Source organism: Allorhizobium borbori (assembly GCF_014196535.1).
GTDB lineage: Bacteria > Pseudomonadota > Alphaproteobacteria > Rhizobiales > Rhizobiaceae > Ectorhizobium > Ectorhizobium borbori.
Genome location: NZ_JACIDU010000002.1, coordinates 116,688 through 143,047 on the forward strand (window position 1 = coordinate 116,688; position 26,360 = coordinate 143,047).

A 26,360-nucleotide genomic window follows, 5' to 3' on the forward strand; every position below is an offset into this window, starting at 1 on the left:
GCTCAATCCTCCAGCGGCTGGAGATGCTGCTCCAGATAGGACCTGAGATGTGCATGCTGGCGCGGCAGCTTCAGCGCTTCGCCGAGATGGGCGGTGTCCTCGTCGCGGGCAAAGCCCGGCTCGTTGGTCGCCACCTCGAAGAGCACACCCCCCGGCGTGCGGAAATAGATCGCCCAGAAATAATCCCGGTCGATCACCGGCGTCACCTGATATCCCGTATCCGCCAGCGCCTTGCGCACCGCAAGCTGGGCCGCCCGGTCCTCGACGGCAAAGGCAACGTGGTGAACGGAGCCACCACCGAGCCGCGCCATGTCGGCCCCCGGCAGGGTCTCGATCTCGACGAGATCGGCCTTGTTGCCGCCGGGAACGGCAAAGCGCAGCACACCGTTCTTTTCCTCGAGCTTTTCATAGCCCATGAAGTTCAGAAGCTCGGACGTCGCACCCGCATCGCGCAAACGCATGGAAACGCCCTGGAAGCCGCGTATGGCGTGATCACCGGAAACACCGTTGCCGGTCCAGCCGGGGCGCTCGTCACCCGCCACTTCGGTCAGTGCGAAGGCATCGCCATCCGGTCCCTTGAAGGTCAGGCGTTTCTCACCGAAGGCTTCCGCCTCGCCAAGCCCCGCCACGCCTTCCTTTGTGAGCCGCTCACGCCAGTAGCCGAGCGAACCCTCCGGAACGGAAAACAGCGTGGTGCCCACTTCGCCGGCACCGGGACGGCCGCGAGCGATGTGCGGGAACGGAAAATAGGTCATGACCGAACCGGGCGTGCCGGCTTCATCACCGTAATAGAGGTGATAGACGTCCGGCGCGTCGAAGTTCACGGTCTGCTTGACGCGGCGAAGGCCGAGCGTTTTCGTGAAGAAGTGGTTATTGGTGCGGGCGTCGCCAGCCATCGAGGTAACGTGGTGCAGCCCCTTGATTTCCTTGAGCATGGAAGGCTCCTTTCCGGCCCGTTCGCTGTGAGGGCCTGTTCATGGGCCTATAGATGAGCCACGGGATGGCAAATGCCTAGAGAGCGGCACCGGAACGGATTGTCTCCAATGAGTGAACAATTTTTCTGATCGTCAACCGTTCACGGGCGCTCGACGGTCTCCGGCAGGCGCCAGTCCACCGGCGTGCGACCCTGCATAGCAAGCCATTCATTTGCCTTGGAAAAATGCCGGCAGCCGAAGAAACCGCCATGCGCCGACAGCGGCGACGGATGAACGGATTTCAGCACCAGATGCCGGGATGTATCGACAAAGGCCGCCTTCTTCTGGGCATAGGAACCCCACAGCAGGAAGACGACATGATCGCAGCGTTCGTTGACGGTGCGGATGACGGCGTCGGTGAAGCGCTCCCAGCCGCGGCCCTGATGCGCGGCGGCCCGTCCCTCCTCCACCGTCAGCACGCTGTTCAGCAACAGCACGCCCTGCTTCGCCCAGCTTTCGAGAAAGCCGTGACGGGCCGGCGGAATGCCGAGATCACTCTGCATTTCCTTGTAGATGTTGACGAGCGAGGGCGGAATGCGCACGCCAGGCTGGACGGAAAAGCAAAGGCCGTGCGCCTGACCGGCCCCGTGATAGGGGTCCTGGCCCAGAATGACCACCTTTACCGCATCGAGCGGCGTCAGGTCGAGCGCCCGAAAATATTCGGAACCCTTGGGAAAAATGTGCTTGCCGGCCTGTTTTTCGGCCAGCAGGAATTCCTTGAGCGATTGCATGTACCCGCTCGAAAACTCCGGCGTCAGCGCCTGCCGCCAGCTTTCCTCCAGTCTTACCGCCGCATCCGCCATCATCACTCCGTCAATTTTGCGCCTTTTCGGACGCTAAACCAGTGTACACTTTTGCTGGAAATGCTTTACAGGAACCGCCCGTGGCGCTGCAAAACCTCGATTTTGTAGCCATCGGGATCCGTCACGAAGAAGAAGCGGGCAAAGAGCGCCCCGTCGCGATTGAAATCCACGAGCTTGCCGGGGTTGAGGCCTTCTGCCTCGAAACGGGCATGTTCAGCCGTGACATCCTCGACCGACACCGCCAGATGACCATAGCCATCGCCCGGCGCATAGGATTCCGTTCGCCCCTTGTTGACGGTCAGTTCCAGTTCGAAGGGCGTTTCACCATTGCCAAGATAGACCAGCGTAAAGGTGTCGAAATCCAGCCGCTGCACCACACCGAATCCGAAGGCACGGCTGTAGAAATCGAGCGACCGCGCCTCATCCAGCACACGGATCATGGAATGAATCATTTTTGCCATATTGCTGCTCCAGAACCTTCCGCAAACGACAGACAGGCGCGTTTCATAGCGCCACTTTGCTCGTGGCGCCAAACTGTATTATAGGTTTCCTACAATTCAACAGAGCAGGGCAAAGCCGTGCAGCAAGCCGATATGATTTCAGCCACCGATCCGGAACCTCTTGAGGATTTCCGTTGTCAGGCGCGCAAGGCCAGCGATTTTCTGAAAGCGCTGTCCCATGAAACGCGTCTGCTGATCCTGTGCACGCTGAATGATGGCGAAAAGACCGTGAGCGAACTGGAAGGCTCGCTCGGTCTGCAGCAGGCCGTCGTGTCCCAGCAGCTTGCCCGTCTGCGCGCTGACGATCTCGTGAAGACCCGCCGTGAAGGCCGCCAGGTCTTCTATCGCATCGGCGATCCCAATGTCCGTCTGGTGGTGGACGCGCTTTATCAGGGTTTCTGCGCCAGCAAGGGCGCCTGATTCCCTCTGTTTTCCCACATGATTTTCACAACTTTCCTAGGCCGGCGCGGGCTGCACCCACGCCGATGCGCGAAAAGCCGTGTCGTTTCAAAACTTTACCCATCGCGCCATTTCTAACGTTTACGTCAATGTAATTTATCTGTTGCGGAACCCCTCGCCTTCGGGCAAGAATGAAACATGGGACGCAAGCGGAAGAGGAGCCGCGCGCGCCGGTAATCCATCAGGCGGGAAAACAATGGAGGTTGTTTCACCCGTCCTGGCCCTGCTCGGGAAAGTTACGGCTTTTCCTGTCACAGTGCCCACACGGATGCCGGAAATGTTTTGGGAGGAACACCATGAATGCAATGGCCGCCGAGCCATCCGCCGCCCTGCCGGACCGGATCTGGCTGAAGTCCTATCCACCGGGCGTCCCGGCAGAAGTGGGCGCCCCGACTGCCCGTTCGCTGGGTGAGTTGTTCGAAAATAGTTGCCGCACCTGGCGCACCCGCCCGGCCTTCACCAGCATGGGCAAGAGCATGACCTATGGCGAGATGGAAGATGCCACGCGCGCCGTTGGCGCCTGGCTTCAGTCCAGGGGCCTGAGGAAAGGCGACCGCGTCGCCGTGATGATGCCGAACGTGTTGCAGAACCCGATTGCCGTCTATGGCATCCTGCGCGCCGGCATGACGGTTGTGAACGTCAATCCGCTCTACACCCCGCGCGAACTGGAGCACCAGCTCAACGATTCCGGTGCGAGGGCAATTTTCGTCATGGAGAACTTCGCCCATACGGTGGAACAGGTTCTGGCCCGCACCAAACTGGAGCATGTGATTGTCACCAGCATGGGCGACATGCTGGGCCTGAAGGGCCACATCGTCAATTTCGTCGTGCGCAGGGTCAAGAAGCTCGTGCCGAAATGGTCTATCCCTTCGGCCATCCACTTTTCCACGGCGCTCTCCGAAGGCCGCCATCACGATCTCAAGGTGGAAAATGTTGGCCTCACCGACATTGCTTTCCTGCAATATACCGGCGGCACAACCGGCATTTCCAAGGGTGCGGCGCTGACCCACGCCAATCTCCTGGCCAACAAGCAGCAGATCGCGCTGTGGCTGGAGGCCGCCTTTGCCCACCGCAAGCGCCCGGAAGGCATGACCTTCCTCTGCGCCCTGCCGCTCTACCACATCTTCGCGCTGACGGTGAATTCGCTGATGGGCGTCGCCACCGGCTCGAACAACCTGCTGATTGCCAATCCGCGCGACATTCCTGCTTTCGTGAAGGAACTCGGCAAATACAAGGTCCACATCTTCCCCGGCCTCAATACCCTGTTCAACGCTCTGATGAACAACAAGGATTTTCGCGGGCTGGATTTCTCGTCCTACATTCTCGTGCTGGGCGGCGGCATGGCGGTGCAAAAGCCGGTGGCCGAGCGCTGGCTTGCCATGACCGGCTGCCCGATCACCGAAGGCTACGGCCTTTCCGAGACATCGCCCGTCGCCACCGTGAACCGGCTGGACAGGAAGGAATTCACCGGCACCATCGGCCTGCCGCTTCCCTCCACCGAGATCGACATCCGCGATGAGGATGGCGCCAGCCTGTCGCTGGGCGAGGTCGGCGAAATCTGCATCCGCGGCCCGCAGGTCATGCAAGGTTACTGGCAAAAGCCCGACGAAACCGCCCGCGTGATGACACCCGACGGCTTTTTCCGCTCCGGCGACATGGGCTTCATGAACCCGGAAGGCTATGTGAAGATCGTCGATCGCAAGAAGGACATGATCCTCGTCTCGGGCTTCAACGTCTATCCCAACGAGGTCGAGGAAGTGGCGATGAGCCATCCCGGCGTTCTGGAAGCCGCCGCCATCGGCGTACCGGACACCCACTCCGGCGAGGCTGTGAAGCTCTTCATCGTCCGAAAGGACGAAAGCCTGACGGAAGCGCAGGTAAAGGCCCATTGTGCCGAAAACCTCACCAACTACAAGCGCCCGCGCTTCGTGGAGTTCCGCACCGAACTGCCGAAATCCAACGTGGGCAAGATCCTGCGCCGCGAATTGCGCGGATAAGGTAAAGCAAGCGAAGAGGCAAAGCCCCTCTGACCGCGGCAGGCCAGAGGGGCCCTCTACGTAATTTCAATCGATTGAATTACCTGTCTTGTTTTGGTCAGAAAACCGGATTAGGCTTCGCACCTGCGGTCACGAACATTCGACAACCCTTCTCATGGCAGGGCCGCGCCAGAAGACCCAAGGTGTGGAAAATGCAGGACATTCTGAAGCAGTTGAAGGAAAGCGCCTTCACGGACATTCGCGCGCGCTTCGCCGCCGATCCGGATCGCTTCCAGCGCTTCAGCGCCCGGCTCGATGACCTGCTGATGGATTTTTCCAAGGTGGCCATCGATGACGCCATCCTTTCGCTTCTGGAAAAGCTGGCCGAAAGTGCCGGCGTCGCAAAAAAGCGCGACGCCATGTTTGCGGGCGAGGCCATCAACTTCACCGAAGGCCGCGCCGTGCTGCACACCGCGCTGCGCAACCGCGCCAACACGTCTGTTCTGGTCGATGGCAAGGACGTCATGCCGGATGTGAATGCGGTACTTGCCGCCATGGGTGCCTTCGCCACGGCCATCCGCACGGGTGCGCTAACCGGCGCCACCGGCAAAAAGATCACCGATGTCGTCAATATCGGCATCGGCGGGTCGGATCTCGGGCCTGCCATGGCCACGCTGGCGCTCGCTCCCTTCCATGACGGCCCGCGCCTGCATTTCGTCTCCAATGTCGACGGCGCACACATCGCTGACACACTGAAGACGCTTGCTGCCGAAACCACGCTGTTCATCGTCGCCTCCAAAACCTTCACCACCATCGAGACCATGACGAATGCCGCGACGGCCCGCCGCTTCGTGGTGGAGGCGCTGGGCGAAGACGCGGTGGGTGCCCACTTCGCCGCCGTTTCCACCGCGCTCGACAAGGTTTCCGCCTTCGGCATCGGCGCGGAACGCACCTTCGGTTTCTGGGACTGGGTGGGCGGCCGCTACTCCATCTGGTCGGCCATCGGCCTGCCGCTGATGATTGCCGTCGGCCCGGAGGATTTCGGCCGTTTCCTTGACGGCGCACACACGCTCGACAATCATTTCCGCACCGCGCCGGTGCGCGAAAACCTGCCGATGCTGCTCGGCCTCATCGGCTATTATCACCGCAATGTTCTGGGCTATGGCTCGCGCGCCATCCTGCCCTATGACCAGCGGCTTTCGCGCTTCCCCGCCTATCTCCAGCAACTCGACATGGAATCGAACGGCAAGTCCGTCACCATCGGCTCGAAGCCGGTGTCGGGCGATACCGGCCCGGTCGTTTGGGGCGAACCGGGCACCAACGGCCAGCACGCCTTCTACCAGCTCATCCATCAGGGCACCTCGATCATCCCCTGTGAGTTCATGGTCGCCGCCAACGGCTTCGAACCGGAGCTTCGCCACCAGCACGAACTGCTGATCGCCAACTGCCTCGCGCAATCCGCCGCGCTGATGAAGGGCCGCTCGCTGGAAGAGGCCGCCGCCCAGTTGAAGGCCAAGGGCGCGGATGCCGAAACCGTCGCCAAGATCGCGCCGCACCGCGTCTTCGCAGGCAACCGCCCGTCTATTACCTTCGTTTACGACAAGCTGACGCCGGAAGCGCTCGGCCGCCTCATCGCGCTTTATGAACACCGCGTCTTTGTCGAGGGCGTGCTGTTCGACATCAACTCCTTCGATCAGTGGGGCGTGGAGCTTGGCAAGGAACTGGCGACCGGCCTTCTGCCCGTCGTGGAAGGCAAGCAGGATACGAGCGGGCAGGATTCCTCCACCGCAGGCCTCGTCAGCGCCCTTCTTGCCGCAAAAGCCTGATTGCGGCAGCGTTTCCCGGATGCAATCTTGACGGAAAGCCGCTACAGGCTTTCCGGGTTAGGAATTGAAGACGGAGAGATGCCGTGAGTGTTGGTTTGCTGGCCCTGCTGGACGATGTCGCGGGGATCGCCAAGATTGCGGCGGCTTCGCTGGACGACGTGGCCGGACAGGCCGCCAAGGCCGGCGCGAAAGCCGCCGGCGCAGTGATCGACGACGCTGCGGTGACGCCGCGTTATGTCGATGGCTTCGCGGCAGAACGCGAGATCCCGATCGTCTGGAAAATCGCCAAGGGTTCGCTGCGCAACAAGCTGCTCATTCTCCTGCCGGTGGCACTCGCCCTTTCCGCCTTCCTGCCTGGCCTGATCACGCCGCTACTCATGCTCGGCGGTCTTTATCTCTGCTATGAGGGAGCGGAAAAGGTGTTCGGCGCCCTCTTCCCCCACATGGCCCATGCCCATGAGGAGGAGGTCGGTTCGGTCGATCCCGCCGCCCGCTCACTGGAAGACCAGAAGGTCGCCGGCGCCATCAAGACGGATTTCATCCTCTCTGCCGAAATCATGACCATCGCGCTTTCGGCCATTCCCGAGGGCGGCTTCTGGATGGAAGCCGCCGTGCTCGCCATCGTTGGCGTCGGCATCACCGTCGCCGTCTATGGCGGCGTCGCGCTGATCGTGAAGATGGATGATGCCGGGCTTTATCTGGCCAGGAACGGTATCGGCGCGCTGACGCGCGGCTTCGGCCGCTCTCTGGTGAAGGCCATGCCGGTTCTCATGGCCATGCTGGGCGTGGCCGGCACTGCCGCCATGATCTGGGTCGGCGGCGGCATCGTGCTGCATGGCCTTGCAAGCTTCGGCCTCGGCGGCCCGGCCCACACGCTGGAGCACTGGGCGGAACTGGCAGGGCACGCCCTGCCCGCCGCCGCGGCCTTTGTGGAATGGGCCACCTTCGCCTTCGGCTCCGGCATTGCCGGCCTCCTGATCGGCGTATTGATGATCCCCGTTGCCGGTTATGTCATCGGCCCGCTGCTGAAGCGCCTGAAGCGATAGTTTAGACCTTCGCTTCCTGAATGACCACGACCTGCGTGCCCGGCTTCACACGCTCGTAGAGGTCGATCACATCGTGGTTCATCATGCGCACGCAACCACTGGACATGGCCTGTCCGATGGACCACGGCTGGTTGGTCCCGTGGATGCGGAACATCGTGTCGTTGCCGCCGCGATAGAGATACATGGCGCGCGCGCCGAGCGGGTTCGTTGGGCCACCGGCCATGCCGCCGGCATATTTGCCGTTCTTCTGCGGATCGCGGCGGATCATGTTCGGCGTCGGCGTCCAGGTCGGCCATTCCGCCTTGCGGCCCACATAGGCGGCGCCCCGAAGCGCAAGCCCCTGCCGACCGACGCCCACGCCATAACGCATCGCCTTGCCATCGCCGAGCACGTAATAAAGCCGGCGGGCAGGCGTATCGACGACGATGGTGCCAGCGGGATAGGAGGTCGGATAGGCGACTTCGGTGCGGCGCAGTTCCGGCTTGATCTTGCTGATTTCGACAGCCTTGAGCGGATGCTTTTCCTCCGGCTTTGCCCCGTAATGCGCCTGCTGCTCGGACCCCGTGGAGGCGCAACTCGCCAAAAACAGCAAGGGAAGACCAATCGTCAGGGCACGTCTCATCAGCGTCATCTCGTTCATCCTCGCAACGGCGTTCTTTGGAGGAAAAATTAACGAGTATGGTTAATGGACCTTTAAAAGTGTGAAGATAGCCGCATTTTCGTCTCATTTTCTGCCATTTTCACGCAGGCGTGACCCTCACGCTTTGCTGATTGAAAGATACGGATTTTCTACAAGATGACTGGAAAATAAAAACGCATCGCTCAATTCTCCCCCCGCCACATGATAAAACGCAGATCACAACAGCGGTTTTTCGGGGAGATTTTCATTACGGCCACCGTGACCTACCTGCGCGAGCCTGCTTCAGGCACTGTGATTGCACCCGAGGATCTGCGCCGGTCCATGCGCAATCTGGCGGGCGGGGTTTGCGTCGTCACCGCCGGCAGTGGCGCTGACCGCTCGGGCGCAACGGTCACCTCCGCCACCGCTCTTTCAGTCGATCCGCCAACGATGATCGTCAACATCAACCGCACCTCCTCGCTCTGGCCCCTCATCGCCCGCCACAACCATTTCTGCATCAACATTCTCAGTGCCGGCCAGCGCGCCATCGCCGACAACTTCGCCGGCAAGGATGGGTTGAAGGGTGCCGAACGCTACCGTGACGGGGAATGGATCACGCTGGAAAGCGGTGCACTGGCCCTGAAAGACGCGATCTCGGCCATCGATTGTGCCGTGGAAGACGTGATCGAGCGCCACACCCACGCCATCGTCATCGGTCGCGTCCTCGCCATCGAACCCGGCAGCAGCGGCGAACCCTTGATCTACCACGACGGCGCCTACGGCACCTTCGAGACGCGCTGACCCTCGGCAAATTTCGATCACATCGCCATCAAAGGTGAGCCTGAGCACCGGAGCGGCCGCGGAATCGGGTTGTGGTTGCCCTATCAATTGTCCGCCGCGCACGACAGCCATGTCGCGTCGCCGAAAGGTGTGTGGAGCATGCATCCTGCCGCTGAAAGGCTCACCAAACAAATGGTGAGGCTTTGCCGAAAGCAGGGAGACGAAGTGAGATCGACCGGCCAAAAAGCCGCAAACCAAGAAGCTGACAAACTGCTCCCGCTCGTGCGAGCGGAACTTTGTCGCACCAGCCGGCAGCATGAAATTAGCCCGATCATATCGGGCCGCTTCGCAGCAACAGATTGAAGTTTTCCAGGAATTTAATGGTAGCGGAGGAGGGATTTGAACCCCCGACACAAGGATTATGATTCCTCTGCTCTGACCTACTGAGCTACTCCGCCACAATGCGCTGAAAACGTTTCCGTTTTCGAAGGTCGGGCGCATTCCGTTGGTGCGGCTTATAAGGCCCACCTCCGTTTCCTGTCAAGCGCCCTTTAAGAAGAAAGCGCGCTTTCTCCAAAGCCGGCCTCAGGCCCGGGCCGGCTCGGGTGTTTCGCCTGTGGAAAGGCTGGGCGGATGCGCCAGCAGGAGAGCGAGTGCGGCTTCCGATTCCGGTGAGCGCTGGGAACGCTCGATGAAGCCGCCGCCATAGACGCGGGCATCCTCGCCGGGGGCGGAATAGAGAACGCAGGCCTGGCCGGGCGCTACGCCCGCCTCGCCCACATCCAGATCGACATAAATGCCGCCCTCGTCGCGGGCCAGCCGGGCCGGTGCTGGCGGGCGGGTGGACCGCACCTTGGCGAAGCAGGAGAAGCCCTTCGATACCGTGTCTTCAAGCGTTTCATCGCCCAGCCAGTTCACATCGCGCAGATAGACGCGACGCGTCTCCAGCGCTTCCTTGGGGCCGACGACGACACGGCGGTTGCGGGCGTCGAGATAGATGACGTAGAGCGGTTCACCGGTGGCGACGCCAATGCCGCGCCGCTGGCCGATCGTGTAGTGCAGAATGCCTTCGTGGTGGCCAAGCACACGCCCGTCGAGATGCACGATATCCCCACCCAGAGCCGAATCGGGCCGCAGCTTGGTGATGATGTCGGAATATTTTCCCTGCGGCACGAAGCAGATATCCTGGCTATCAGCCTTCTGCGCCACGACCAGCCCCATTTCCTCGGCCAGACGCCGGGTTTCGGCCTTGGACATGCCACCGAGCGGGAAGCGCAGATAATCAATCTGCTCCTGCGTGGTGGCGAACAGGAAATAGCTCTGGTCGCGCTCGGCATCCACCGGACGGTAGAGCGCGCGGCGTTCCGGATGTCCCGGTGCGGGATTGGGGCGCGAGCGGATATAATGGCCGGTTGCGAGTGCATCCGCGCCAAGCTCCCGGGCGGTCGCCAGAAGATCGGCGAACTTGACCGTCTGATTGCAGGCGACGCAGGGGATCGGCGTTTCGCCCGCCACATAGGAGGCGGCAAAGGGATTGATCACCGTTTCGCGGAAACGGGCTTCGTAATCCAGCACGTAGTGCGGAATGCCGAGCGTTTCGCAAACCCGGCGTGCGTCGTCGATGTCCTGCCCCGCACAGCACGAACCGGCGCGGTGAACCGCAGCACCGTGATCGTAGAGCTGCAGCGTGATGCCGAGCACATCGTAGCCCTCGCGTTTGAGAAGGCCCGCGACGACGGACGAATCCACACCGCCCGACATGGCGACAACCACGCGGGTATCTTCAGGCTTCTTGTCAAAATCGAGCGTGTTCACGGCTTTTCCGTTTCCCCCGCGCCAATGTTTGCCGGGGACGTTCCAACTGGACAAGGCGGGCACCAGAGGGGACCCGCCGAAAACTTTACCGAAAGCATATAGAAATTAAGCGGCGCCCTTGCAAGCGCCGCGAATCACCCCGTCAGGCAGCCGCCTTGGAAAGCGTGGCCTTCTGCTGCTGGTAGGCCCAGCCAATCCACGGCACCAGCGCCTCCAGATCGGCCGTTTCGACCGTAGCGCCAGTCCAGATGCGCAGGCCGGCCGGCGCATCGCGATAGGAGCCGACGTCATAGGCCACGCCCTCCTTTTCCAGCGCCGTGGCGATGCCCTTGGCGAAGGCGGCCTGCGCGGCCGCATCAAGCGCCGTTACCTGCGGATCGACGATGCGCAGGCACACGGACGTGTTCGAGCGCGTGGCGGGATCGACGGCCAGGTTTGCAATCCAGTCATTGGCATCCACGAAATCGTTGATGACCTTGGCATTGGCATCGGCCCGCGCCATCAGGCCCTTCAGCCCGCCAACGGACTTCGCCCATTGCAGCCCATCGATATAGTCCTCGACGCAGAGCATGGAGGGCGTGTTGATCGTATCGCCTTCGAAAATACCTTCGATCAGCTTGCCGCCGCTCGTCAGGCGGAAGATCTTCGGCATCGGCCACGCGGGCTTGTAGCTTTCCAGGCGCTCCACCGCGCGAGGGGAGAGAATGAGCATGCCATGCGCACCCTCGCCGCCCAGCACCTTCTGCCAGGAGAAGGTCACGACATCGAGCTTGGAGAAATCGAGGTTCTGGGCAAACGCTGCAGATGTGGCGTCGCAGATCGTCAGGCCCTTGCGATCATCGGGAATGAAATCGCCGTTTGGCACGCGCACGCCGGAGGTCGTACCGTTCCAGGTGAAAACCACATCGCGGTCGAAGTCGACGGTCGAAAAATCCACCAGTTCACCATAGGGCGCAACGAAGGTGCGCACATCGGCAAGCTTCAACTCCTTCATCACGTCCGACACCCAGGTGGACCCGAAGCTTTCCCACGCGACCATATCGACGCCGCGCGCACCGAGCAGCGACCACAGCGCCATCTCCACCGCGCCGGTATCCGATGCCGGCACGATGCCGATGCGCCAGTCGGCAGGCACGTTGAGCACGTCGCGGGTCAGGTCGATGGCAAGCTTCAGCTTGGCCTTGCCGACCTTCGCACGGTGGGAACGGCCAAGCGGCGCATCGGACAGGGCAGCCGGCGACCAACCCGGACGTTTGGCGCAGGGACCGGAGGAGAAGTTCGGATTGCGTGTCTTGCGTTCCGGCTTGGCGATCTCGACCATGATGCGTTCCTCGTGCTGGAGACCCCACCGTTTCCGGCAGGAAATAATGGCCGTGCTTATAGGCCTGCGCCGCGTGATCGGCAAGATCATGCAGGCGCCAACAGGACGGCATCGAAGCGCATCAACCCTGCTTTCTGCGCATGGCCGGGCCTCGAATCCCGCCGCTGGCAAGGTGGCGTGTCGGGTGATATTGTTCTTCCCATCAACGAGCCTGCGTTCAAGGGATGTGGAGACACCCCCCTGCCCCGGAAATGCCGGAAACGCAGAGGATAGCTGAGCCGTGCACGCGATCCGGATTCGGAAAGGGCACACGATATAACGCTGTTCGGCCCTTGCGCGATGTGGAACGGAAATCCGTGCCATGCGTTATTCAAGGGAACGGACACAGGGAGACAAAGACCATGAACGTCAAGAAAATCCTTCTCGCCGCATCGCTGGCCGCCGGTTCGGCAACCGGCCTCTCGGCTGCCGATCTCACCCGTGGCTATACGCCGCCGATGGCGTCTTCCGATGCATCGGGCGGCGTCAAGGTTGGCATCCTGACCTGCGATATCGGTTCGGGCGGCGGTTACCTGCTCGGCTCGTCCAAGACGCTCGATTGCACCTTCAAATCCGTGCGTGGTGGCGTAGACCATTACAGCGGCTTCGTACGCAAGATCGGCGTTGATCTCGGCTACACCGCCGGCGGCAAGATCGCTTGGGCCGTGTTCGCTCCGACCGCAGGTTACCACACCGGTTCGCTCGGCGGCATCTATGGTGGCGTCAGCGCCGAAGCAACCGCTGGCATCGGCATCGGCGCAAACGTGCTGATCGGCGGCACCAATGGCTCCATCCAGCTTCAGCCCCTTTCCGTCACCGGTCAGGTCGGCCTCAACGTCGCCGCCGCCTCGACGAGCGTGACGCTGACACCCGCAGGCTGATTGCCTGATCCATGAATGTGGAAAGGCCCGCGCTTCATCGGCGCGGGCCTTTTTGATTCAATGTTGGCTGGCCGCTTACTTGTAGACCGGCGGCGGCGCGATCATCGGCGGCTCATAGGGCTGGGCCGAGCAACCATTGAACACGTAGCGAGCGCCGATCCGCAGTTCGTGGGAGTTGATGCCCTTGTCATAACCCGGACCACCATTGGCCTTATAGCCGAACATGTCGCCGCCCTCGATATGGCGGAAGCGATAGCCGGCATCGGCCTTGATGTTGCAGGTCAGGTCGTAGGACGCACCGGCCATGAGCGCATAGGTGAAGCGCCAGCCGCCCTTGCCGCCATGTTCCTGGGTCGGATCGCAGCCGCTGCCGTCATCGGCGCAGGCGGTGTTGCGCAGCTTGTCCCACTTCACGTAGGAACCGCCGAGACCGGCGCCGACGTAAGGCGTGAAACCGCCATAGGTGCCGAGATCGACATAGGCGTTGGCCATCAGCGAGTAGGCATTCATCGAAGAACGGTCAGACGAGGTGCAGGGACCAACGCAGGCGCCGAAGGCCGCACCGCCGCCCTTGGTCGAACCGTTAAAGTCCGATTTCCCGAGATAGTCGAACGTCAAATCCGAGCGCAGATAACTGTTGATCTGGTAACCGACACCGGCACCGACGATGAAAGAATCCTTGAGCGAAGCGGTGGTGAAATCCGTCACCAGCGAATTCGAGCCCTGGAAGAAATTCGCGCCGCGAAGCTTGTTGAAAGAATAGCCGACATCACCGCGCAGATACCAGCCGCTGGCATCGTTGACGACGACTTCCGGAGCATTCAGAACCGGAGGCGCGGGCTGATAAAGATCGGCTGCGAACGCCGATGTACATGCGGAAAGAGCGGCAACAAAGCCGACCACGCTCGATTTCATGGCAATGTCTCCAAAGTGCCTTGAGCGACGCCGCAATACCTTCACGACGCCCTTATCAGCTATGGATAATGAGGAATAAAAGTTAAGGCGCGCTTAACTACGCCTGTTTACTGCGTATTCGCCATAAAATTGCCGGAACGCCGCTCTGCGCGACGGGCGAAACGCGTGATTTTAGCGAAAAAAGCCGGGCCGCTACAGACAACCCGGCTTGCCGGGAGGGGCAAGTCGATGTGATCCGTTCCGCCGAAGTGGAAGCGGAAACCGCCCGATTCGATGACGAACCCGATCGCATTGGGTTTGAGCGGGAACCCAACGCGCGCCATTCGCCTCGACGATTTGCGGTCCCGTTCAGCCCGGTCTGACGACGGTCCCGGCATATGTGCCCTTGCGATGCTCAGCCAGCTTCAGAGACGGTGAAAGATCAGGCCGCTGTCTTCACATTGGAGATCACGCCGCAAAGATCGCTGACGATGCGCTCGATCTGGTTGCGGTCATCTCCCTCCGCCATCACGCGGATGAGCGGTTCCGTGCCGGAGGGACGAATGACGAGACGTCCACGCTTGGAAAGTTCGGCCTCGGCATCCGCGATCGCCTGCTTCACGGCATTGTCTTCCAGCGGTTTTCCGCCGCTGAAGCGCACATTGCGCAAAAGCTGCGGCACCGGCTCGAACCGGCTGCAGATTTCGCTCACGGTCTTTCCACTGCGCTTGACGGCGGAAAGAACCTGCAGAGCAGCCACAAGCCCGTCGCCGGTCGTGCCGAAATCGGACAGAACAATATGGCCGGACTGTTCGCCGCCGACATTGAAACCATGCTGGCGCATATGTTCGACCACATAGCGGTCGCCCACCTTGGTGCGCGCAAGCCCGAGACCCTTGTCGGTGAGGAAGCGTTCCAGCCCGAGATTGGACATGACGGTTGCCACGAGACCGCCGCCCTTCAGCGTGCCATCATCGGCCCAGGTCTCGGCAATCACCGCCATGAGCTGGTCGCCATCGACGATCTGGCCCTTCTCGTCTACGATGATGACGCGGTCTGCATCGCCATCAAGCGCGATGCCGATATCGGCCCGCACCTCATGCACCTTGGCCTGCAGGGCCTGCGGGCTGGTGGAGCCGCAATCGAGATTGATGTTGGTGCCGTTCGGTGTGTTGCCGATGGTGATGACCTCGGCGCCCAGTTCCCACAGCGCGGTGGGTGCAACCTTGTAGGCGGCGCCGTTGGCACAGTCGATGGCGATCCTGAGGCCGGACAGCGTCACGTCGCGCGGCAGCGTGCGTTTCACGAACTCGATATAGCGATAGATGTCACCATCGACGCGCTTGGCGCGGCCGATATCTTCCGGACGGGCAAGCTGGCTGTAGATATCGTCACCAAGAAGCGCCTCGATCTGGGTTTCCAGTTCATCGGACAGCTTGTAGCCATCGGGGCCGAACAGCTTGATACCGTTGTCGGCAAAGGGATTGTGGGACGCGGAAATCATCACACCGATATCGGCGCGCAGCGAGCGCGTCAGCATGGCGACGGCAGGTGTCGGGATGGGGCCGAGCAGGAACACGTCAAGCCCGGCGGCGGTGAAACCCGCCACCAGCGCGTTTTCGAGCATGTAGCCGGAAAGGCGCGTGTCCTTGCCGATCACGACCCGGTTGCGATGGCTGCCGCGCCGGAACAGTGTACCGACCGCGATGCCCACGCGCATCGCCAGATCGGGCGTCATCGGAAAAGTGTTGGACCGTCCGCGAATACCGTCCGTTCCGAAATAACGACGTGTCATGTCAACTCCGTTTCATTGCCGTCGATGCGGCAGGGTCCTTTCAGGCGGCCTTGGCAGCCGCGCGGGCCGCCTGCGACCGTTCATGCTCCCATGCCACGAATCGGCCTGTCTGGCACGTAAATTACCGTCAAAACGGATTACATGTCGTTACTATGACGCGACCTGGCCCGCGGCAATCCGCCTGGAGATTTCCCCGGCGAGAAGACGTGCATTACGCCCGACGACGATGCTCAGGTGGTTTCCCTTCATGCGAATCCATTCCGCGTTTGAAAGGTAGGGCCGCCACAGCGCTTCCGGATCGCAATCGACCGGAGACCCCTGTGCCGCGATGAAAAAGGTGACGCGTCCCTGATAGGGGCGCGGCCGGAACAGCCCCTTGAGCCGCAGCAATTCGCGGCCGCGCTGCGTATAGACCGGCGTATTCCCTCCAACCCATTGCGGCGCAAAATATGGGTAATTCGGGTGCTGCGGGCTGCGGAAACGGAAGAAAAGGTGACGGCCCCGCCCCGCCTCGCTCAACCGTCGCAACGCATCCTTCGACAGGATGTCACCACAGGCGGCAACACCCATATGGCTCCGCGGAACGACCAATCTCCTAAATGCGAGCTTCAATTTGCGCAGGCCACGGCGCATCATCAGATCCGCCCACAGATGAAACGGCCAGGCATGGTCATTTTGGGGCGTATCGATCATGCCGCAAAAGGCAACTTCATCGCCTGCCGCTTCCAGCGCCCGCGCCACTTCCAGCGCCAGCACCCCGCCAAAGGAGTAACCAAGCAGGCGATATGGCCCTTCCGGCTGGATGGACTTGATGACCGCCACAGCCTCGCGCACCTCGTCATCCACCGTCGCAGCGTCACCCGGCGGGCGCTCGAACGGCGTCATACGAAGACCGTAGACCGGTCCGCAATAGTCAAGGGACTGGACGAGTTCGCGGATCTCGAGAAACACACTGACACCGCCGGCATAGGCAAACAACGGCGCACCCTTACCTGCCTGCAACAGGATGGCCTTGTCTTCCGGTCCCGAGCGGCCTTCGGCCAGCATGGAAGCGATCTCGCTCAGGCTTCGCCGCTCGATGAAGGTGTTAACGTCGAGTTCAACACCGCTCTCCAGCCAGAAAAGCCGCACGATATTGAGAGCGCGGTTCACATTCAGGCCAGCAGCAAAAAGATCGTCGTCCGCAGCCAGCGGCCGACGCAAGATCTGTTCGCAAATCGCTTTCAATTGTTCCAGCATCGCCCCTCAAGCGCAAAACACATGTCCCACGCCTCGCGCTACATTTGCACAAGAGTTTAGGGAAAGGGAGCAAGAGAAGAGTAAAGAACGGTGAATAACCCACTAAAACCCGTTGGCTTAGTTACCAATTTCATAGAGTCGGTTCAGGGATGACTTCAGAGAGCGCAACGAAAAAGGCCCCTCCCGCCGAGCGGGAAGGGCCTTCGAAATACGGCAAGCGCCGGTAATCAGTGCGGCTGCGGCTCGAACCCGCCTTCGGGCTCGCCACCGGTATCCTTGCGCGTGCCCGTCTTCGGCACGGCGGAACCACGCGACGGCGGTACGTCATCGCCGCTGTCGCGGGTCGGACGTTCACCACGAATCAACGCCTTGATTTCCTCACCGGAAAGCGTCTCGAACTCGAGCAGGCCTTCGGCGAGCGTCACGAATGCATCGTGCTGCTCGGTCAGGATACGACGGGCTTCCGTGTATGCCTCCTCGATGAGGCGGCGTACTTCGGTATCGATCTTCTGGGCAGTCGATTCCGAGACATTCCGGCTTTGCGAAACGGAATGGCCGAGGAAAACCTCCTGCTGGTTTTCGCCATAGGCAACCTGACCGAGAAGGTCGGAGAAGCCCCACTGCGTGACCATGGCGCGGGCAAGCTTGGTCGCCTGCTCGATATCCGAGGACGCGCCAGACGTGATGTTTTCCTTGCCGAAGGTCAGCTCTTCCGCAACGCGGCCACCCATCATGATGACGAGGCGCGACACCATCCACTTGTAGCTCATGGAATAGCGGTCGCCTTCCGGCAGCTGCATGACCATGCCGAGCGCACGGCCGCGCGGGATAATGGTGGCCTTGTGCAGCGGATCTGCAACCGGAACGTTGAGCGCAGTGATCGCATGACCGGCTTCGTGATAGGCCGTCAGCTTCTTTTCCGCTTCCGTCATGGCAGAGGTGCGGCGTTCCGCCCCCATCATGATCTTGTCCTTGGCGTCCTCGAATTCCGCCATGGTCACGACGCGCTTGTTACGGCGGGCGGCCATGAGGGCGGCTTCGTTGACGAGGTTCATGAGATCGGCACCGGAGAAACCGGGCGTGCCGCGGGCCAGAACCTTGAGATCGACATTCGGCGCCAGCGGCACGTTGCGGACATGCACCTTGAGGATGCGCTCGCGGCCGACGATGTCCGGGTTCGGCACGACGACCTGACGGTCGAAACGGCCAGGACGCATCAGCGCCGGATCGAGCACGTCCGGACGGTTGGTCGCGGCAATGAGGATAATGCCCTCATTGGCCTCGAAGCCGTCCATCTCGACCAGAAGCTGATTCAGCGTCTGTTCGCGTTCGTCATTGCCGCCGCCGAGACCGGCGCCGCGATGACGACCGACGGCATCGATTTCATCGATGAAGATGATGCAGGGGGCGTTCTTCTTGGCCTGTTCGAACATATCGCGGACGCGGCTTGCGCCAACGCCGACGAACATTTCCACGAAATCGGAACCCGAAATGGTGAAGAAGGGCACGTTGGCTTCGCCGGCCACCGAGCGGGCGAGCAGCGTCTTGCCCGTGCCGGGCGGGCCGACGAGCAGCACACCGCGCGGGATCTTGCCGCCAAGCCGCTGGAACTTCTGCGGATCACGCAGGAATTCAACGATTTCCTCAAGGTCCTGCTTGGCTTCGTCCACACCGGCGACGTCATCGAAGGTGATGCGCCCATGCGCTTCGGTCAGGAGCTTGGCCTTGGACTTGCCGAAGCCCATCGCGCCGCGCGAACCGCCCTGCATCTGCCGCATGAAGAACAGCCAGACGCCGAGGATAAGCAGCATCGGCAGCAGCGTGCCGAGCCAGTTCAGAAAACCGGAAGACCCGTCCGTTTCCGGGCGGGCCATGATCGTGACGTTCTTGGCCTGAAGCTTCTCCATCAGGCTGTCGTCGATGACCGGCGCATAGGACTGGAAGGCCGTGCCGTTTTCCAGATAGCTGCCGAACACGCGGTTGCCGGTCACCGTCACATCGCGCACGCGGCCGGAATCCACTTCACGCAGAAACTGCGAATAGGGAATTTCCCTGCCGCTGGTCTGCGTCGGCGTGGTCTGGAACATGCTGAACAGCGCAATCAGCAACAGGGCAATGATGGCCCAAAGAGCGAGGTTGCGAAAATTTGGGTTCATTGAACTCCCCGCGAATGCATCTGGCGCATGTATAACGCCCAATTTTGAACTCTAACATAGGGCCCGCCCCCGCGCTTGCCAAGGCGAGGACACGTTTTTCATGCTTTTTCCCATCACGCTTCAGAGACTAACTGCAGGTGCGGTAAATACTTGGCGACCAAAGAGCCGGGCCAGCGAACTGGCAAACGGCAAATCGAAAAGCGGCAGGAACAGATCGTAAGGCGCAATACGTGGCCGTATATCAACGAACCGGTCGTCATCCGGCACCACAACACAGGGCAGAACATGTGCGGCACGCGCAACCAGAGAGGCCGGCAGGCCAGACAAACGGGCGGCAAGCGCCGTAACCTCGACCTCTCCGGCAGCAGCCACGGTCACCGGCCCATCCAGTCGATTGCGCAGGTCGAACCGCCCGTCCCACACCCCTTCCCCGCCAGCCGGAATGATCAGCACCGGCAGGTCGCGCCGTTCCCGCACCAGATAGAGCCCGTCACGGCGCAGCGCCGCAAACACCCGGCCAAGCGTCATCCGGTCGGGCACCCCTCGCCCGATCATCGCGACCAACCGGTCCATCGCTTGCGAGGATGGGCCGTTTTCGCGCCCGCCCAATGCGGCGATCAGCCCTGAAAGGGCAAAGCGCAGGATGGCAGGATCGATTGAAAGCCCCGATGGAGCGATATGCGCCAGAACGCCAGCATGGAGCCCGACATGCGCGTCGATAAAACCGGCCGCGGCAACCGCCCGCTCAAGGCGGCCTTGCGCCGCGTGAGCCGCATCGGGCACATCCACTGTGCCGGCGGCCAACGCATTGCGCATGCGCACCCGCTCGTAATGCGGATCGACATTGGAGGGATCATCGATCCAGCCGACGCCCCAAGCGGTCAGCGCATCCCGGATTTCCTCGCGCCGAAGCCCAAGGAAGGGCCGGGCGATCCAAACCGCACCGTCGTAGAGCACCGCCGCCGCCATGCCTGCCATTCCCCGATCATCCGCACCGCCGCCACGCATGGCGCGCATCGCAACGGTCTCGTCCTGATCGTCAGCCGTGTGGGCAGTCAGTACGAGATCGGCGGAAAAGTGCACAGCCGCCTGTTTCAGAAGCCGATAGCGCGCCCCGCGCGCCGCCGCCGAAAGTCCGGTCTGAGGCTTTTCCCCGTCCCAGCGCAATGTCAGATGCGCTATGCCGTGACGCGCGCAAAGGCCTGCCACAGCCGCCGCCTCGCTGGCGGCTTCCGGGCGCAGGGCATGATCGACGGTGACGGCAAACAGCCGGTGCCGGGCATCGGCGGCCCGGTGGAGCGCCATCAGAAGCCCGGTCGAATCGCTGCCGCCGGAAATCGCGACCAGAAGGCGCGACGGACGCTCAAGCCGCGCCAGAAAGTGCCGTGCGGCGGCTTCGCAGGCCGAAGTCGCGGGAACCGGAGGGCTCACCGTCAGCAGGCGAGCCGTTTCTGTTCGCTGGCCGCCTTGCTCAGCACGGCCTTGGGAGCGTTGGGATAGCGGGTCGGCACTTCGCGCAGCGTCTTGCAGGCGACATCGGGATTATCGAGCGCGGCCAACGACATGCCGAGCTTGAGCAGCATTTCCGGCGCGCGCGGCGATTTTCCATAGGCCTGATGGCCGTTCAGAAATGTCTTGGCCGCATCGCTGTACTTGCCCTGCGAGTATTGCGCCTCGCCCAGCCAGAAGGTGGCGTCGGCAATCTTCGCGCCTTTGGGATAGGAAGAGGCGTATTGCGCGAATTCCTTCTCGGCCACGGGATAATCTCCAGCCAGGACATGGCCGTAGGCAGCCTTGTACAGATCCTCGTCGCTACCCTGGGCGGCCTTTTTCGACGGCGCAGCCGTCGCCACGCCGGGAAGGGACGAAGCATTCGCGCCGGGCGCAGACATGGTGGAACCCACGGGGTTGCCGTTCGCATCGAGTTTGACCGAACCGAGCGTGGTCGGCGGTGCGGCGGTGGCGGAAGAGGCCCCGCCCTCCGCCGGACCTTCCGAGGTGATGATACTGGCGATATCGTCGCCGCCCGCCGGTGCGCCCGTCCCGGAGGAGGGCGACGCAGTGGCGATCGTGGGCGAGGCGGTCGAATCGGCCGGCGCTTCGCTCTTTTTCTTCGGCGCAGCAGCACCGCCCTTTTCCAGATCCTGGAAACGGAACTCGTTGTCTTCCTGCGCCTTGCGGATCTGTTCCTGCATCTGCAGAATCTGGAAGCTCATTTCCTCGACCCGGCCATTGAGCTGGCGGATCTCTTCCTGAAGCTGCTGGATACGCGCGGCCTCATTGGCCTGCGCCAGAATGATCGGCTGCTCCTCCTGCACCGGAGCCGGTGCACTGAATGCCCTGAAAAGCGGTTGGGAAAACGCCGTGCCCTGCCACCCGGTGAAGGCGGCGAGCCCCAGCATCCCCGCCACGACAAGTTTCCTCATCTGATACGTCCTCAAAACGTTGAAACGACAATCCGGCAAACCGGACCCTTGCCTTCAATGGCATGAATGTTGACATTTTCCAACGCCTCAGAAAGCAGGCAAGTTCGGCGAAAACATGGAAAAGAAAAAGGGCGGTCCCTGCGGGCCGCCCTTTTTGTCGTTTCATGGCATTGGGGCCGATCAGCGGCCGCCGAGCACCGTGACGGCGCGACGGTTCTGCGACCAGCAGGAAATGTCGTCGCAAACGGCGACCGGACGTTCCTTGCCGTAGGAGATCGTCTTGATCTTGGAAGCCGGAATGCCGAGCGAAGCGAGGTAATCGCGGGTCGCGGAAGCACGGCGGGCACCGAGAGCCAGGTTGTATTCGCGCGTGCCGCGTTCGTCGGCATGGCCTTCGACCGTGATAGCGTAGTTCGGATACTGCTTCAGCCACTGGGCCTGGCGAGCTAGCGTCTGCTGGGCGTCGGCGCGGATCGAGGTGGAGTCGGTGTCGAAGAAGATGCGGTCGCCGACATTGACGGTGAAGTCCTGCGTCGAACCGGGCGTCGCGGCACCTGCGCCACCGAGGCCAAGCTCGCCGGCATTGTTCGGAAGGTTCTTCTTGGACGCGCAACCTGCCAGAGCGAGGGTCATCGCGAGAGCGACGACAACCGGGTTACGCGCGAGAGTCTGCATACGGCCAGCGGCCATGGTGTTGGTGCGGCTCATCGCCGGTCTCCTTGCGAATTTCATTAAGGTTGCCGAACCTTAACCCCTCTCGGTTAATCGACACCCAATGATTATGGTTAACGCTTTATGAAAGTCGTTCCGCAAGGCGAAGAATCGCAGGTTGCGGAACGATTTACTGAAAACTGGAGAGTTCCCTCACAGGACTTTGCGGCAGGAAAGTGGCGATACTGCCCAAATTACTCCAGCAGCGGCGACCAGGCCGGGTCGGATGCAAAGGCCGGCGTCGGAACGCGCTGTTCGTTATAGCCCGTCAGGTCGATCGAGTAGAGCTGCGAACCGCCCGAACCCGCATTGTCCCGGAAGAACATCAGCACGCGGCCGTTGGGCGCCCAGGTGGGGCCTTCATTGTGAAAGCCCGTCGTCAGGATACGCTCGCCCGAACCGTCCGGCTTCATCACGCCGATCGAGAACTTGCCACCCGACTGCTTGGTAAAGGCGATCAGATCGCCACGCGGCGACCACACCGGCGTGGAATAGGAACCATCGCCGAAGGAAATGCGGTTCTGGCCCGAACCGTCGGAGTTCATGACATAGAGCTGCTGGCGTCCACCGCGGTCGCTTTCGAAGACGATCCGGCGACCGTCCGGCGCATAGGAGGGCGACGTGTCGATGGCGCCGGTATTGGTCAGGCGCGTTGTGGTGCGCGAACGCAGGTCCATCGTATAGATGTTGGAGTTGCCGTCCTGCTGCAGCGACATGATGACGCGCTGCCCGTCCGGCGAGAAGCGCGGCGAGAACGTCATGCCGGGGAAGTTGCCCACGACTTCGCGACGGCCGGTCTCAAGCTGGAGCAGATAGACGCGCGGCTGGCCGCCCTCGAAGGACATATAGGTCACTTCCTGCTGGTTCGGCGAGAAGCGCGGCGTCAGCACGATGTCCTTGGAATTGGTCAGAACGCGCAGGTTGAAGCCGTCCTGATCCATGATGGCAAGCTGGCGCTTGCGGTCGTTCTTCGGCCCGCTTTCGGAAACGAACACGACACGCGTATCGAAATAGCCATCCTCACCGGTGATCTGCTTATAGATCGCATCGGCGATGATATGGGCCACGCGGCGCCAGTTCTCCGGCTGCGTGTAGAACTGCTGGCCGGCCATCTGCTGGCCGGAGAAGGTATCCCACAGGCGGAACTCCGCCTTGAGACGACCGCCCTCGCGCACGACGCGACCGGTGACCAGCGCCTGCGCATTGATGACCTTCCAGTCCTCGAAGCGCGGCGTCTGATCCGGATTGGCAATCTTCTCGATGAAGGCCGACTTGCTGATCGGCGCGAAGAGGCCCGAACGCTTGAGGTCGGCGGCAATCACGTCCGTCACCTGCGTCCCAAGCGCATCGGCTGCCTGGAAGTCGGTGATGGCAATCGGCAAAGGCTCGACATTGCCCTTGTTGATGTTGATCTCCACCCTGGCCTGAGCCGGGCTCGCGAACACAACGGCCATGCCGGCGAACGCGATCATGAGGCGGATGAACGTTCGTTTCATCATGGTTTCAAAGCCTTTCAAAGCAATTCACTCGGGTCGAAGTTCACGACGACTTCGCTCCACGCATCATATTTGTCTGGCGGCAGGCCCTTGAAGGGCGCCGAACGGCGCACAGCGCGCAACGCGCTCGACTGCAACGTGCGCCGCGCCGAATCCGATCCGCCGGAGGCTTCCACTTCCGGCTGGCCGATGATCTCGCCATTCTGGTCGAGCTTCATCGTCACCTTGATGATGACGCCTTCGGCGCCCTCGATGCCTGATATGACCGACCAGTTCTTCTGGATCTGGCCACGCAACGCATCCATCTCGCTCTGCGAAAGGGTCGAGCCACCCGTCGTCTTCTTCCCACCGAAGGCCGCCTTGTCGGCGGAGCGCTTGGCGCCGCCACCCTTGGCATCCGTCTTGTTCAGAAGTGCGGCGACTTCGTCGGCATTGAAATCACTCTGCTTGCTGGATGCGGATTTCGCCGCTTCCTGCTTCTTCGCGTCGGCCTTGGCATCCTTGGAGGCGCTCGCCTGATCCGTTGCCTTGGAATCCGTCGGCTTGGCGTCGGCCACCTTGGTTTCCGGCGGCTTCGGCCTGAGCTGCGGCGTCGGCACATTCTGCGGCACGGGAATTTCACCCGTTTCCGATTGCGGCGGCTCGGCAGGTTTCGTATCGGCCTTGGGTTCCGGCGGTTTGGGCTCGGGTGGCTTGGGCTCCGGCTTGGGTTCCGGCGGTTTCGGCTCCGGAGGCTTAGGCTCGGGCGTCGGCGGCTTTGGTTCCGGCGGCTTCGGCTCCGGCTTCACATTCGGAACCGGCGGCGCGGTATCTTCCTTCACGATGTCCTTGGATTCGGTCGGCTTCGAATCCTGGATCGGCGCGGGCTTTTCCGTCGGCGTCGGCGCGGCAGCGACTTCCTGGTCCTTCGGCCGGGTCTGCGGCGTCGGCGGCGTTTTCAGGTCGACATCGTTCTCGCCCATGTTCTCGGCGTTTTCGACATGCTTCGGATTCTTCGTCGGAACAGGCGCGGCCTTTTCGGCCTTGGGGGCGGTCTTGTCGCCCTGCTGGATCTGGGTGATTTCCGAGATGGGCACGATATCGACCGGCAGCGCTTCCACGTCGGCCACGTCGAACTTCTCCGGCGCGCTCAGCGTGGTCATCGCCAAGGCCAGAAGCAGAACGTGCACTGCAACGGATGTAAGAAGACTGCCCTTCATGGCGATAGGATCACTTGCCCTTTTCCTGAAGCGTGACCAGCCCGATATTCTTGAAGCCGGCGGCGGAAATATTGGCCATGACCTTCATGACGACGCCATAGCCGGCATTGGTATCGCCGCGCACATAGATGCGTTCGTTATAGCCGGTGGTGGCAATGGCCTCGAGCTTGGGAACGACTTCCTCAAGAGCAATCGGCGTTTCCTGCAGGAAGATCTCGCCCGCCGGATTGACCGAAATGGTAATCGGCTGCGTATCGGAATTCATCGCCTTGGCCGAGGTTTCCGGCAGGTCGATCGGCACGCCGACGGTCATCATCGGTGCGGCCACCATGAAGATGATGAGCAGCACGAGCATGACGTCGACGAGCGGCGTCACGTTGATTTCGCTGATCGCAGCCTTGCGACCACCACCGCGCCGGCGACGCCCGCCGCCGCCCGAATTGTTACCGCCTACAGCCATGCCCATCGTTCAGGTCTCCGCTCGTTCGCTTGAAAAGCCGTTACTGCGCCGCCTGCGGGCGAGGCTGAAGCTTCTCATCGATCTGGCGCGAAAGAATGGCGGAGAATTCGTCCGCAAAGCCTTCCATGCGCGCGTTGAGCTTGCCGGCATCGCCGGAAAACTTGTTGTAGGCGATAACCGCCGGAATAGCGGCCACGAGGCCGATGGCCGTGGCGAGAAGCGCTTCGGCGATACCAGGCGCAACAACCGCAAGGTTGGTGGACTTCGAGCCGGCAATGGCCTGGAACGAGGTCATGATACCGACCACCGTACCGAACAGCCCGACGAAGGGGCCAGCCGAACCGATGGTGGCAAGCGAGGAAAGCCGCGCTTCCAGCGTTTCACTTTCGCGAGCCATGGTCACGTCCATGGCCCGGTCGATACGCATCTGGAGGCCGATGGGCGAGCGCGCACCGCGCTCGAAACTCTTCTTCCACTCGCGCATGGCAGCAACGAAGATCGCGGCCAAGCCGGTGTTCTGCCGCTCGGCCAGCGTGCGGTAAAGCTCTTCGAGGGACTGGCCCGACCAGAAGACCTGCTCGAAATGATCGTATTGGCGCTGTGCCTTGCGGAAGGTCACCGCCTTGTCGATGACCAGCGCCCAGGTCCAGACGGAAGCCCCCAGCAAGCCGAGCATGACCAGCTTGACGATGAAGCCTGCCTGCATGAACAGAGCCCATAGGCTTACATCTGTTGCCGCGGCTGCCAGTTCTACCTGTTCCATCGAATATATCCCCGAATCCAAACGCCCGGCGCGAGACCGGGCGATCCAAAGAGCGTTGCTGCGTGAAGCCGTGGTGTCGGCCTAGGGCCCGTCCTCGCCTTCTTGCTTTTAATTTTGGTCAAAGGAAGGCGTTCGACGCACATTCCATGTCACGGTGATTAGGACATTATTATGGTTAAAAC

At 61.7% G+C, this 26,360-nt stretch carries 23 protein-coding genes and 1 tRNA gene; 6 read left to right on the forward strand and 18 right to left on the reverse strand.

Annotated features, from left to right (window positions below; genetic code table 11):
- Window positions 1-2 precede the first annotated feature (2 nt).
- The 3 genes from GGQ66_RS02610 to GGQ66_RS02620 form a co-directional block, all read right to left on the reverse strand.
- The gene (locus GGQ66_RS02610; RefSeq protein ID WP_183789112.1) at window positions 3-935 is read right to left on the reverse strand and encodes a VOC family protein; all 933 of its coding nucleotides are present in this window, start codon (window positions 933-935) and stop codon (window positions 3-5) included.
- A 140-nt stretch (window positions 936-1,075) separates the two neighbouring features.
- Window positions 1,076-1,777, reverse strand: coding sequence for a uracil-DNA glycosylase (gene ung, locus GGQ66_RS02615; protein ID WP_183789115.1), 702 nt, complete (start codon window positions 1,775-1,777; stop codon window positions 1,076-1,078).
- Between the two features lie 65 nt (window positions 1,778-1,842).
- Window positions 1,843-2,238 carry a VOC family protein gene (locus GGQ66_RS02620; RefSeq protein WP_183789117.1) on the reverse strand — a complete coding sequence of 132 codons (396 nt, stop codon included), beginning with the start codon at window positions 2,236-2,238 and terminating at the stop codon, window positions 1,843-1,845.
- A 132-nt stretch (window positions 2,239-2,370) separates the two neighbouring features.
- Here GGQ66_RS02620 and GGQ66_RS02625 point away from each other — a divergent pair, with 132 nt between their 5' ends.
- The 4 genes from GGQ66_RS02625 (at window position 2,371) to GGQ66_RS02640 (ending at window position 7,584) form a co-directional block, all read left to right on the forward strand.
- On the forward strand, window positions 2,371-2,697 hold the full coding sequence (locus GGQ66_RS02625; RefSeq protein ID WP_183789635.1) for an ArsR/SmtB family transcription factor: 327 nt from the start codon (window positions 2,371-2,373) through the stop codon (window positions 2,695-2,697).
- Window positions 2,698-3,032: 335 nt separating this feature from the next.
- A complete protein-coding gene (locus GGQ66_RS02630; protein WP_183789119.1) occupies window positions 3,033-4,733 on the forward strand; it encodes a long-chain fatty acid--CoA ligase in 1,701 nt (566 codons plus the stop codon).
- 191 nt (window positions 4,734-4,924) lie between these two features.
- The gene (pgi, locus tag GGQ66_RS02635; RefSeq protein ID WP_183789121.1) at window positions 4,925-6,538 is read left to right on the forward strand and encodes a glucose-6-phosphate isomerase; all 1,614 of its coding nucleotides are present in this window, start codon (window positions 4,925-4,927) and stop codon (window positions 6,536-6,538) included.
- Window positions 6,539-6,621: 83 nt separating this feature from the next.
- Complete coding sequence (locus GGQ66_RS02640) at window positions 6,622-7,584, forward strand: DUF808 domain-containing protein (RefSeq protein ID WP_183789123.1); 963 nt, start codon at window positions 6,622-6,624, stop codon at window positions 7,582-7,584.
- Between the two features lies 1 nt (window position 7,585).
- Here the strand turns inward: GGQ66_RS02640 and GGQ66_RS02645 are convergent, their stop codons facing one another.
- Window positions 7,586-8,215 carry a L,D-transpeptidase gene (locus tag GGQ66_RS02645; RefSeq protein ID WP_183789125.1) on the reverse strand — a complete coding sequence of 210 codons (630 nt, stop codon included), beginning with the start codon at window positions 8,213-8,215 and terminating at the stop codon, window positions 7,586-7,588.
- A gap of 255 nt (window positions 8,216-8,470) precedes the next feature.
- Between GGQ66_RS02645 and GGQ66_RS02650 the strand changes: the two genes are divergently transcribed.
- On the forward strand, window positions 8,471-9,004 hold the full coding sequence (locus GGQ66_RS02650) for a flavin reductase family protein (RefSeq protein WP_370686281.1): 534 nt from the start codon (window positions 8,471-8,473) through the stop codon (window positions 9,002-9,004).
- Window positions 9,005-9,364: 360 nt separating this feature from the next.
- On the opposite strand, the gene GGQ66_RS02655 is transcribed toward GGQ66_RS02650, so the two are convergent.
- The 3 genes from GGQ66_RS02655 to GGQ66_RS02665 all read right to left on the reverse strand — a co-directional run bounded on the left by GGQ66_RS02655 (window position 9,365) and on the right by GGQ66_RS02665 (window position 12,119).
- A tRNA-Met gene (locus tag GGQ66_RS02655) sits at window positions 9,365-9,441 on the reverse strand.
- A 127-nt stretch (window positions 9,442-9,568) separates the two neighbouring features.
- Window positions 9,569-10,798 carry a tRNA 2-thiouridine(34) synthase MnmA gene (mnmA, locus tag GGQ66_RS02660; protein WP_183789129.1) on the reverse strand — a complete coding sequence of 410 codons (1,230 nt, stop codon included), beginning with the start codon at window positions 10,796-10,798 and terminating at the stop codon, window positions 9,569-9,571.
- Between the two features lie 142 nt (window positions 10,799-10,940).
- Window positions 10,941-12,119, reverse strand: a complete 1,179-nt coding sequence (locus GGQ66_RS02665) for a phosphoserine transaminase (protein WP_183789131.1) — start codon at window positions 12,117-12,119, stop codon at window positions 10,941-10,943.
- Between the two features lie 401 nt (window positions 12,120-12,520).
- Here GGQ66_RS02665 and GGQ66_RS02670 point away from each other — a divergent pair, with 401 nt between their 5' ends.
- On the forward strand, window positions 12,521-13,039 hold the full coding sequence (locus GGQ66_RS02670; protein ID WP_183789133.1) for a DUF992 domain-containing protein: 519 nt from the start codon (window positions 12,521-12,523) through the stop codon (window positions 13,037-13,039).
- A gap of 75 nt (window positions 13,040-13,114) precedes the next feature.
- On the opposite strand, the gene GGQ66_RS02675 is transcribed toward GGQ66_RS02670, so the two are convergent.
- The 11 genes from GGQ66_RS02675 to tolQ form a co-directional block, all read right to left on the reverse strand.
- Window positions 13,115-13,954 carry an outer membrane protein gene (locus GGQ66_RS02675; protein ID WP_183789135.1) on the reverse strand — a complete coding sequence of 280 codons (840 nt, stop codon included), beginning with the start codon at window positions 13,952-13,954 and terminating at the stop codon, window positions 13,115-13,117.
- Window positions 13,955-14,375: 421 nt separating this feature from the next.
- Entirely contained in the window at window positions 14,376-15,728 is a 1,353-nt protein-coding gene (glmM, locus tag GGQ66_RS02680; protein ID WP_183789137.1) for a phosphoglucosamine mutase, read from the reverse strand.
- A gap of 150 nt (window positions 15,729-15,878) precedes the next feature.
- Entirely contained in the window at window positions 15,879-16,931 is a 1,053-nt protein-coding gene (locus GGQ66_RS02685; protein ID WP_183789139.1) for a thioesterase domain-containing protein, read from the reverse strand.
- A gap of 263 nt (window positions 16,932-17,194) precedes the next feature.
- Window positions 17,195-19,123 carry an ATP-dependent zinc metalloprotease FtsH gene (ftsH, locus tag GGQ66_RS02690; RefSeq protein WP_183789141.1) on the reverse strand — a complete coding sequence of 643 codons (1,929 nt, stop codon included), beginning with the start codon at window positions 19,121-19,123 and terminating at the stop codon, window positions 17,195-17,197.
- A gap of 120 nt (window positions 19,124-19,243) precedes the next feature.
- Window positions 19,244-20,554 (reverse strand): tRNA lysidine(34) synthetase TilS, encoded by a 1,311-nt coding sequence (gene tilS / locus GGQ66_RS02695; RefSeq protein ID WP_183789143.1) that lies wholly within the window; start codon window positions 20,552-20,554, stop codon window positions 19,244-19,246.
- Between the two features lie 2 nt (window positions 20,555-20,556).
- Complete coding sequence (ybgF, locus tag GGQ66_RS02700) at window positions 20,557-21,549, reverse strand: tol-pal system protein YbgF (RefSeq protein ID WP_183789145.1); 993 nt, start codon at window positions 21,547-21,549, stop codon at window positions 20,557-20,559.
- A 180-nt stretch (window positions 21,550-21,729) separates the two neighbouring features.
- Window positions 21,730-22,257 (reverse strand): peptidoglycan-associated lipoprotein Pal, encoded by a 528-nt coding sequence (gene pal / locus GGQ66_RS02705; RefSeq protein ID WP_183789147.1) that lies wholly within the window; start codon window positions 22,255-22,257, stop codon window positions 21,730-21,732.
- Window positions 22,258-22,454: 197 nt separating this feature from the next.
- Window positions 22,455-23,759 (reverse strand): Tol-Pal system beta propeller repeat protein TolB, encoded by a 1,305-nt coding sequence (gene tolB, locus GGQ66_RS02710; RefSeq protein ID WP_183789149.1) that lies wholly within the window; start codon window positions 23,757-23,759, stop codon window positions 22,455-22,457.
- Between the two features lie 14 nt (window positions 23,760-23,773).
- Window positions 23,774-24,955 carry a cell envelope integrity protein TolA gene (gene tolA, locus GGQ66_RS02715; protein ID WP_183789151.1) on the reverse strand — a complete coding sequence of 394 codons (1,182 nt, stop codon included), beginning with the start codon at window positions 24,953-24,955 and terminating at the stop codon, window positions 23,774-23,776.
- Window positions 24,956-24,965: 10 nt separating this feature from the next.
- A complete protein-coding gene (gene tolR, locus GGQ66_RS02720; RefSeq protein WP_183789153.1) occupies window positions 24,966-25,421 on the reverse strand; it encodes a protein TolR in 456 nt (151 codons plus the stop codon).
- Between the two features lie 34 nt (window positions 25,422-25,455).
- Window positions 25,456-26,178 carry a protein TolQ gene (gene tolQ, locus GGQ66_RS02725; RefSeq protein ID WP_183789155.1) on the reverse strand — a complete coding sequence of 241 codons (723 nt, stop codon included), beginning with the start codon at window positions 26,176-26,178 and terminating at the stop codon, window positions 25,456-25,458.
- Window positions 26,179-26,360: the final 182 nt, after the last annotated feature.

What these genes read in the sequence shown, in the direction of transcription:
- ung (WP_183789115.1), bottom strand. Translation starts at nt 1,777, where the DNA reads ATGGCGGATGCGGCGGTAAGACTGGAGGAAAGCTGGCGGCAGGCGCTG.
- GGQ66_RS02670 (WP_183789133.1), top strand. Translation starts at nt 12,521, where the DNA reads ATGAACGTCAAGAAAATCCTTCTCGCCGCATCGCTGGCCGCCGGTTCG.
- tolA (WP_183789151.1), bottom strand. Translation starts at nt 24,955, where the DNA reads ATGAAGGGCAGTCTTCTTACATCCGTTGCAGTGCACGTTCTGCTTCTG.
- ftsH (WP_183789141.1), bottom strand. Translation starts at nt 19,123, where the DNA reads ATGAACCCAAATTTTCGCAACCTCGCTCTTTGGGCCATCATTGCCCTG.
- glmM (WP_183789137.1), bottom strand. Translation starts at nt 15,728, where the DNA reads ATGACACGTCGTTATTTCGGAACGGACGGTATTCGCGGACGGTCCAAC.
- GGQ66_RS02625 (WP_183789635.1), top strand. Translation starts at nt 2,371, where the DNA reads ATGATTTCAGCCACCGATCCGGAACCTCTTGAGGATTTCCGTTGTCAG.
- tolB (WP_183789149.1), bottom strand. Translation starts at nt 23,759, where the DNA reads ATGATGAAACGAACGTTCATCCGCCTCATGATCGCGTTCGCCGGCATG.
- ybgF (WP_183789145.1), bottom strand. Translation starts at nt 21,549, where the DNA reads ATGAGGAAACTTGTCGTGGCGGGGATGCTGGGGCTCGCCGCCTTCACC.
- pgi (WP_183789121.1), top strand. Translation starts at nt 4,925, where the DNA reads ATGCAGGACATTCTGAAGCAGTTGAAGGAAAGCGCCTTCACGGACATT.
- GGQ66_RS02630 (WP_183789119.1), top strand. Translation starts at nt 3,033, where the DNA reads ATGAATGCAATGGCCGCCGAGCCATCCGCCGCCCTGCCGGACCGGATC.
- GGQ66_RS02675 (WP_183789135.1), bottom strand. Translation starts at nt 13,954, where the DNA reads ATGAAATCGAGCGTGGTCGGCTTTGTTGCCGCTCTTTCCGCATGTACA.
- tolR (WP_183789153.1), bottom strand. Translation starts at nt 25,421, where the DNA reads ATGGGCATGGCTGTAGGCGGTAACAATTCGGGCGGCGGCGGGCGTCGC.
- GGQ66_RS02620 (WP_183789117.1), bottom strand. Translation starts at nt 2,238, where the DNA reads ATGGCAAAAATGATTCATTCCATGATCCGTGTGCTGGATGAGGCGCGG.
- GGQ66_RS02665 (WP_183789131.1), bottom strand. Translation starts at nt 12,119, where the DNA reads ATGGTCGAGATCGCCAAGCCGGAACGCAAGACACGCAATCCGAACTTC.
- GGQ66_RS02645 (WP_183789125.1), bottom strand. Translation starts at nt 8,215, where the DNA reads ATGACGCTGATGAGACGTGCCCTGACGATTGGTCTTCCCTTGCTGTTT.
- pal (WP_183789147.1), bottom strand. Translation starts at nt 22,257, where the DNA reads ATGAGCCGCACCAACACCATGGCCGCTGGCCGTATGCAGACTCTCGCG.
- GGQ66_RS02610 (WP_183789112.1), bottom strand. Translation starts at nt 935, where the DNA reads ATGCTCAAGGAAATCAAGGGGCTGCACCACGTTACCTCGATGGCTGGC.
- tolQ (WP_183789155.1), bottom strand. Translation starts at nt 26,178, where the DNA reads ATGGAACAGGTAGAACTGGCAGCCGCGGCAACAGATGTAAGCCTATGG.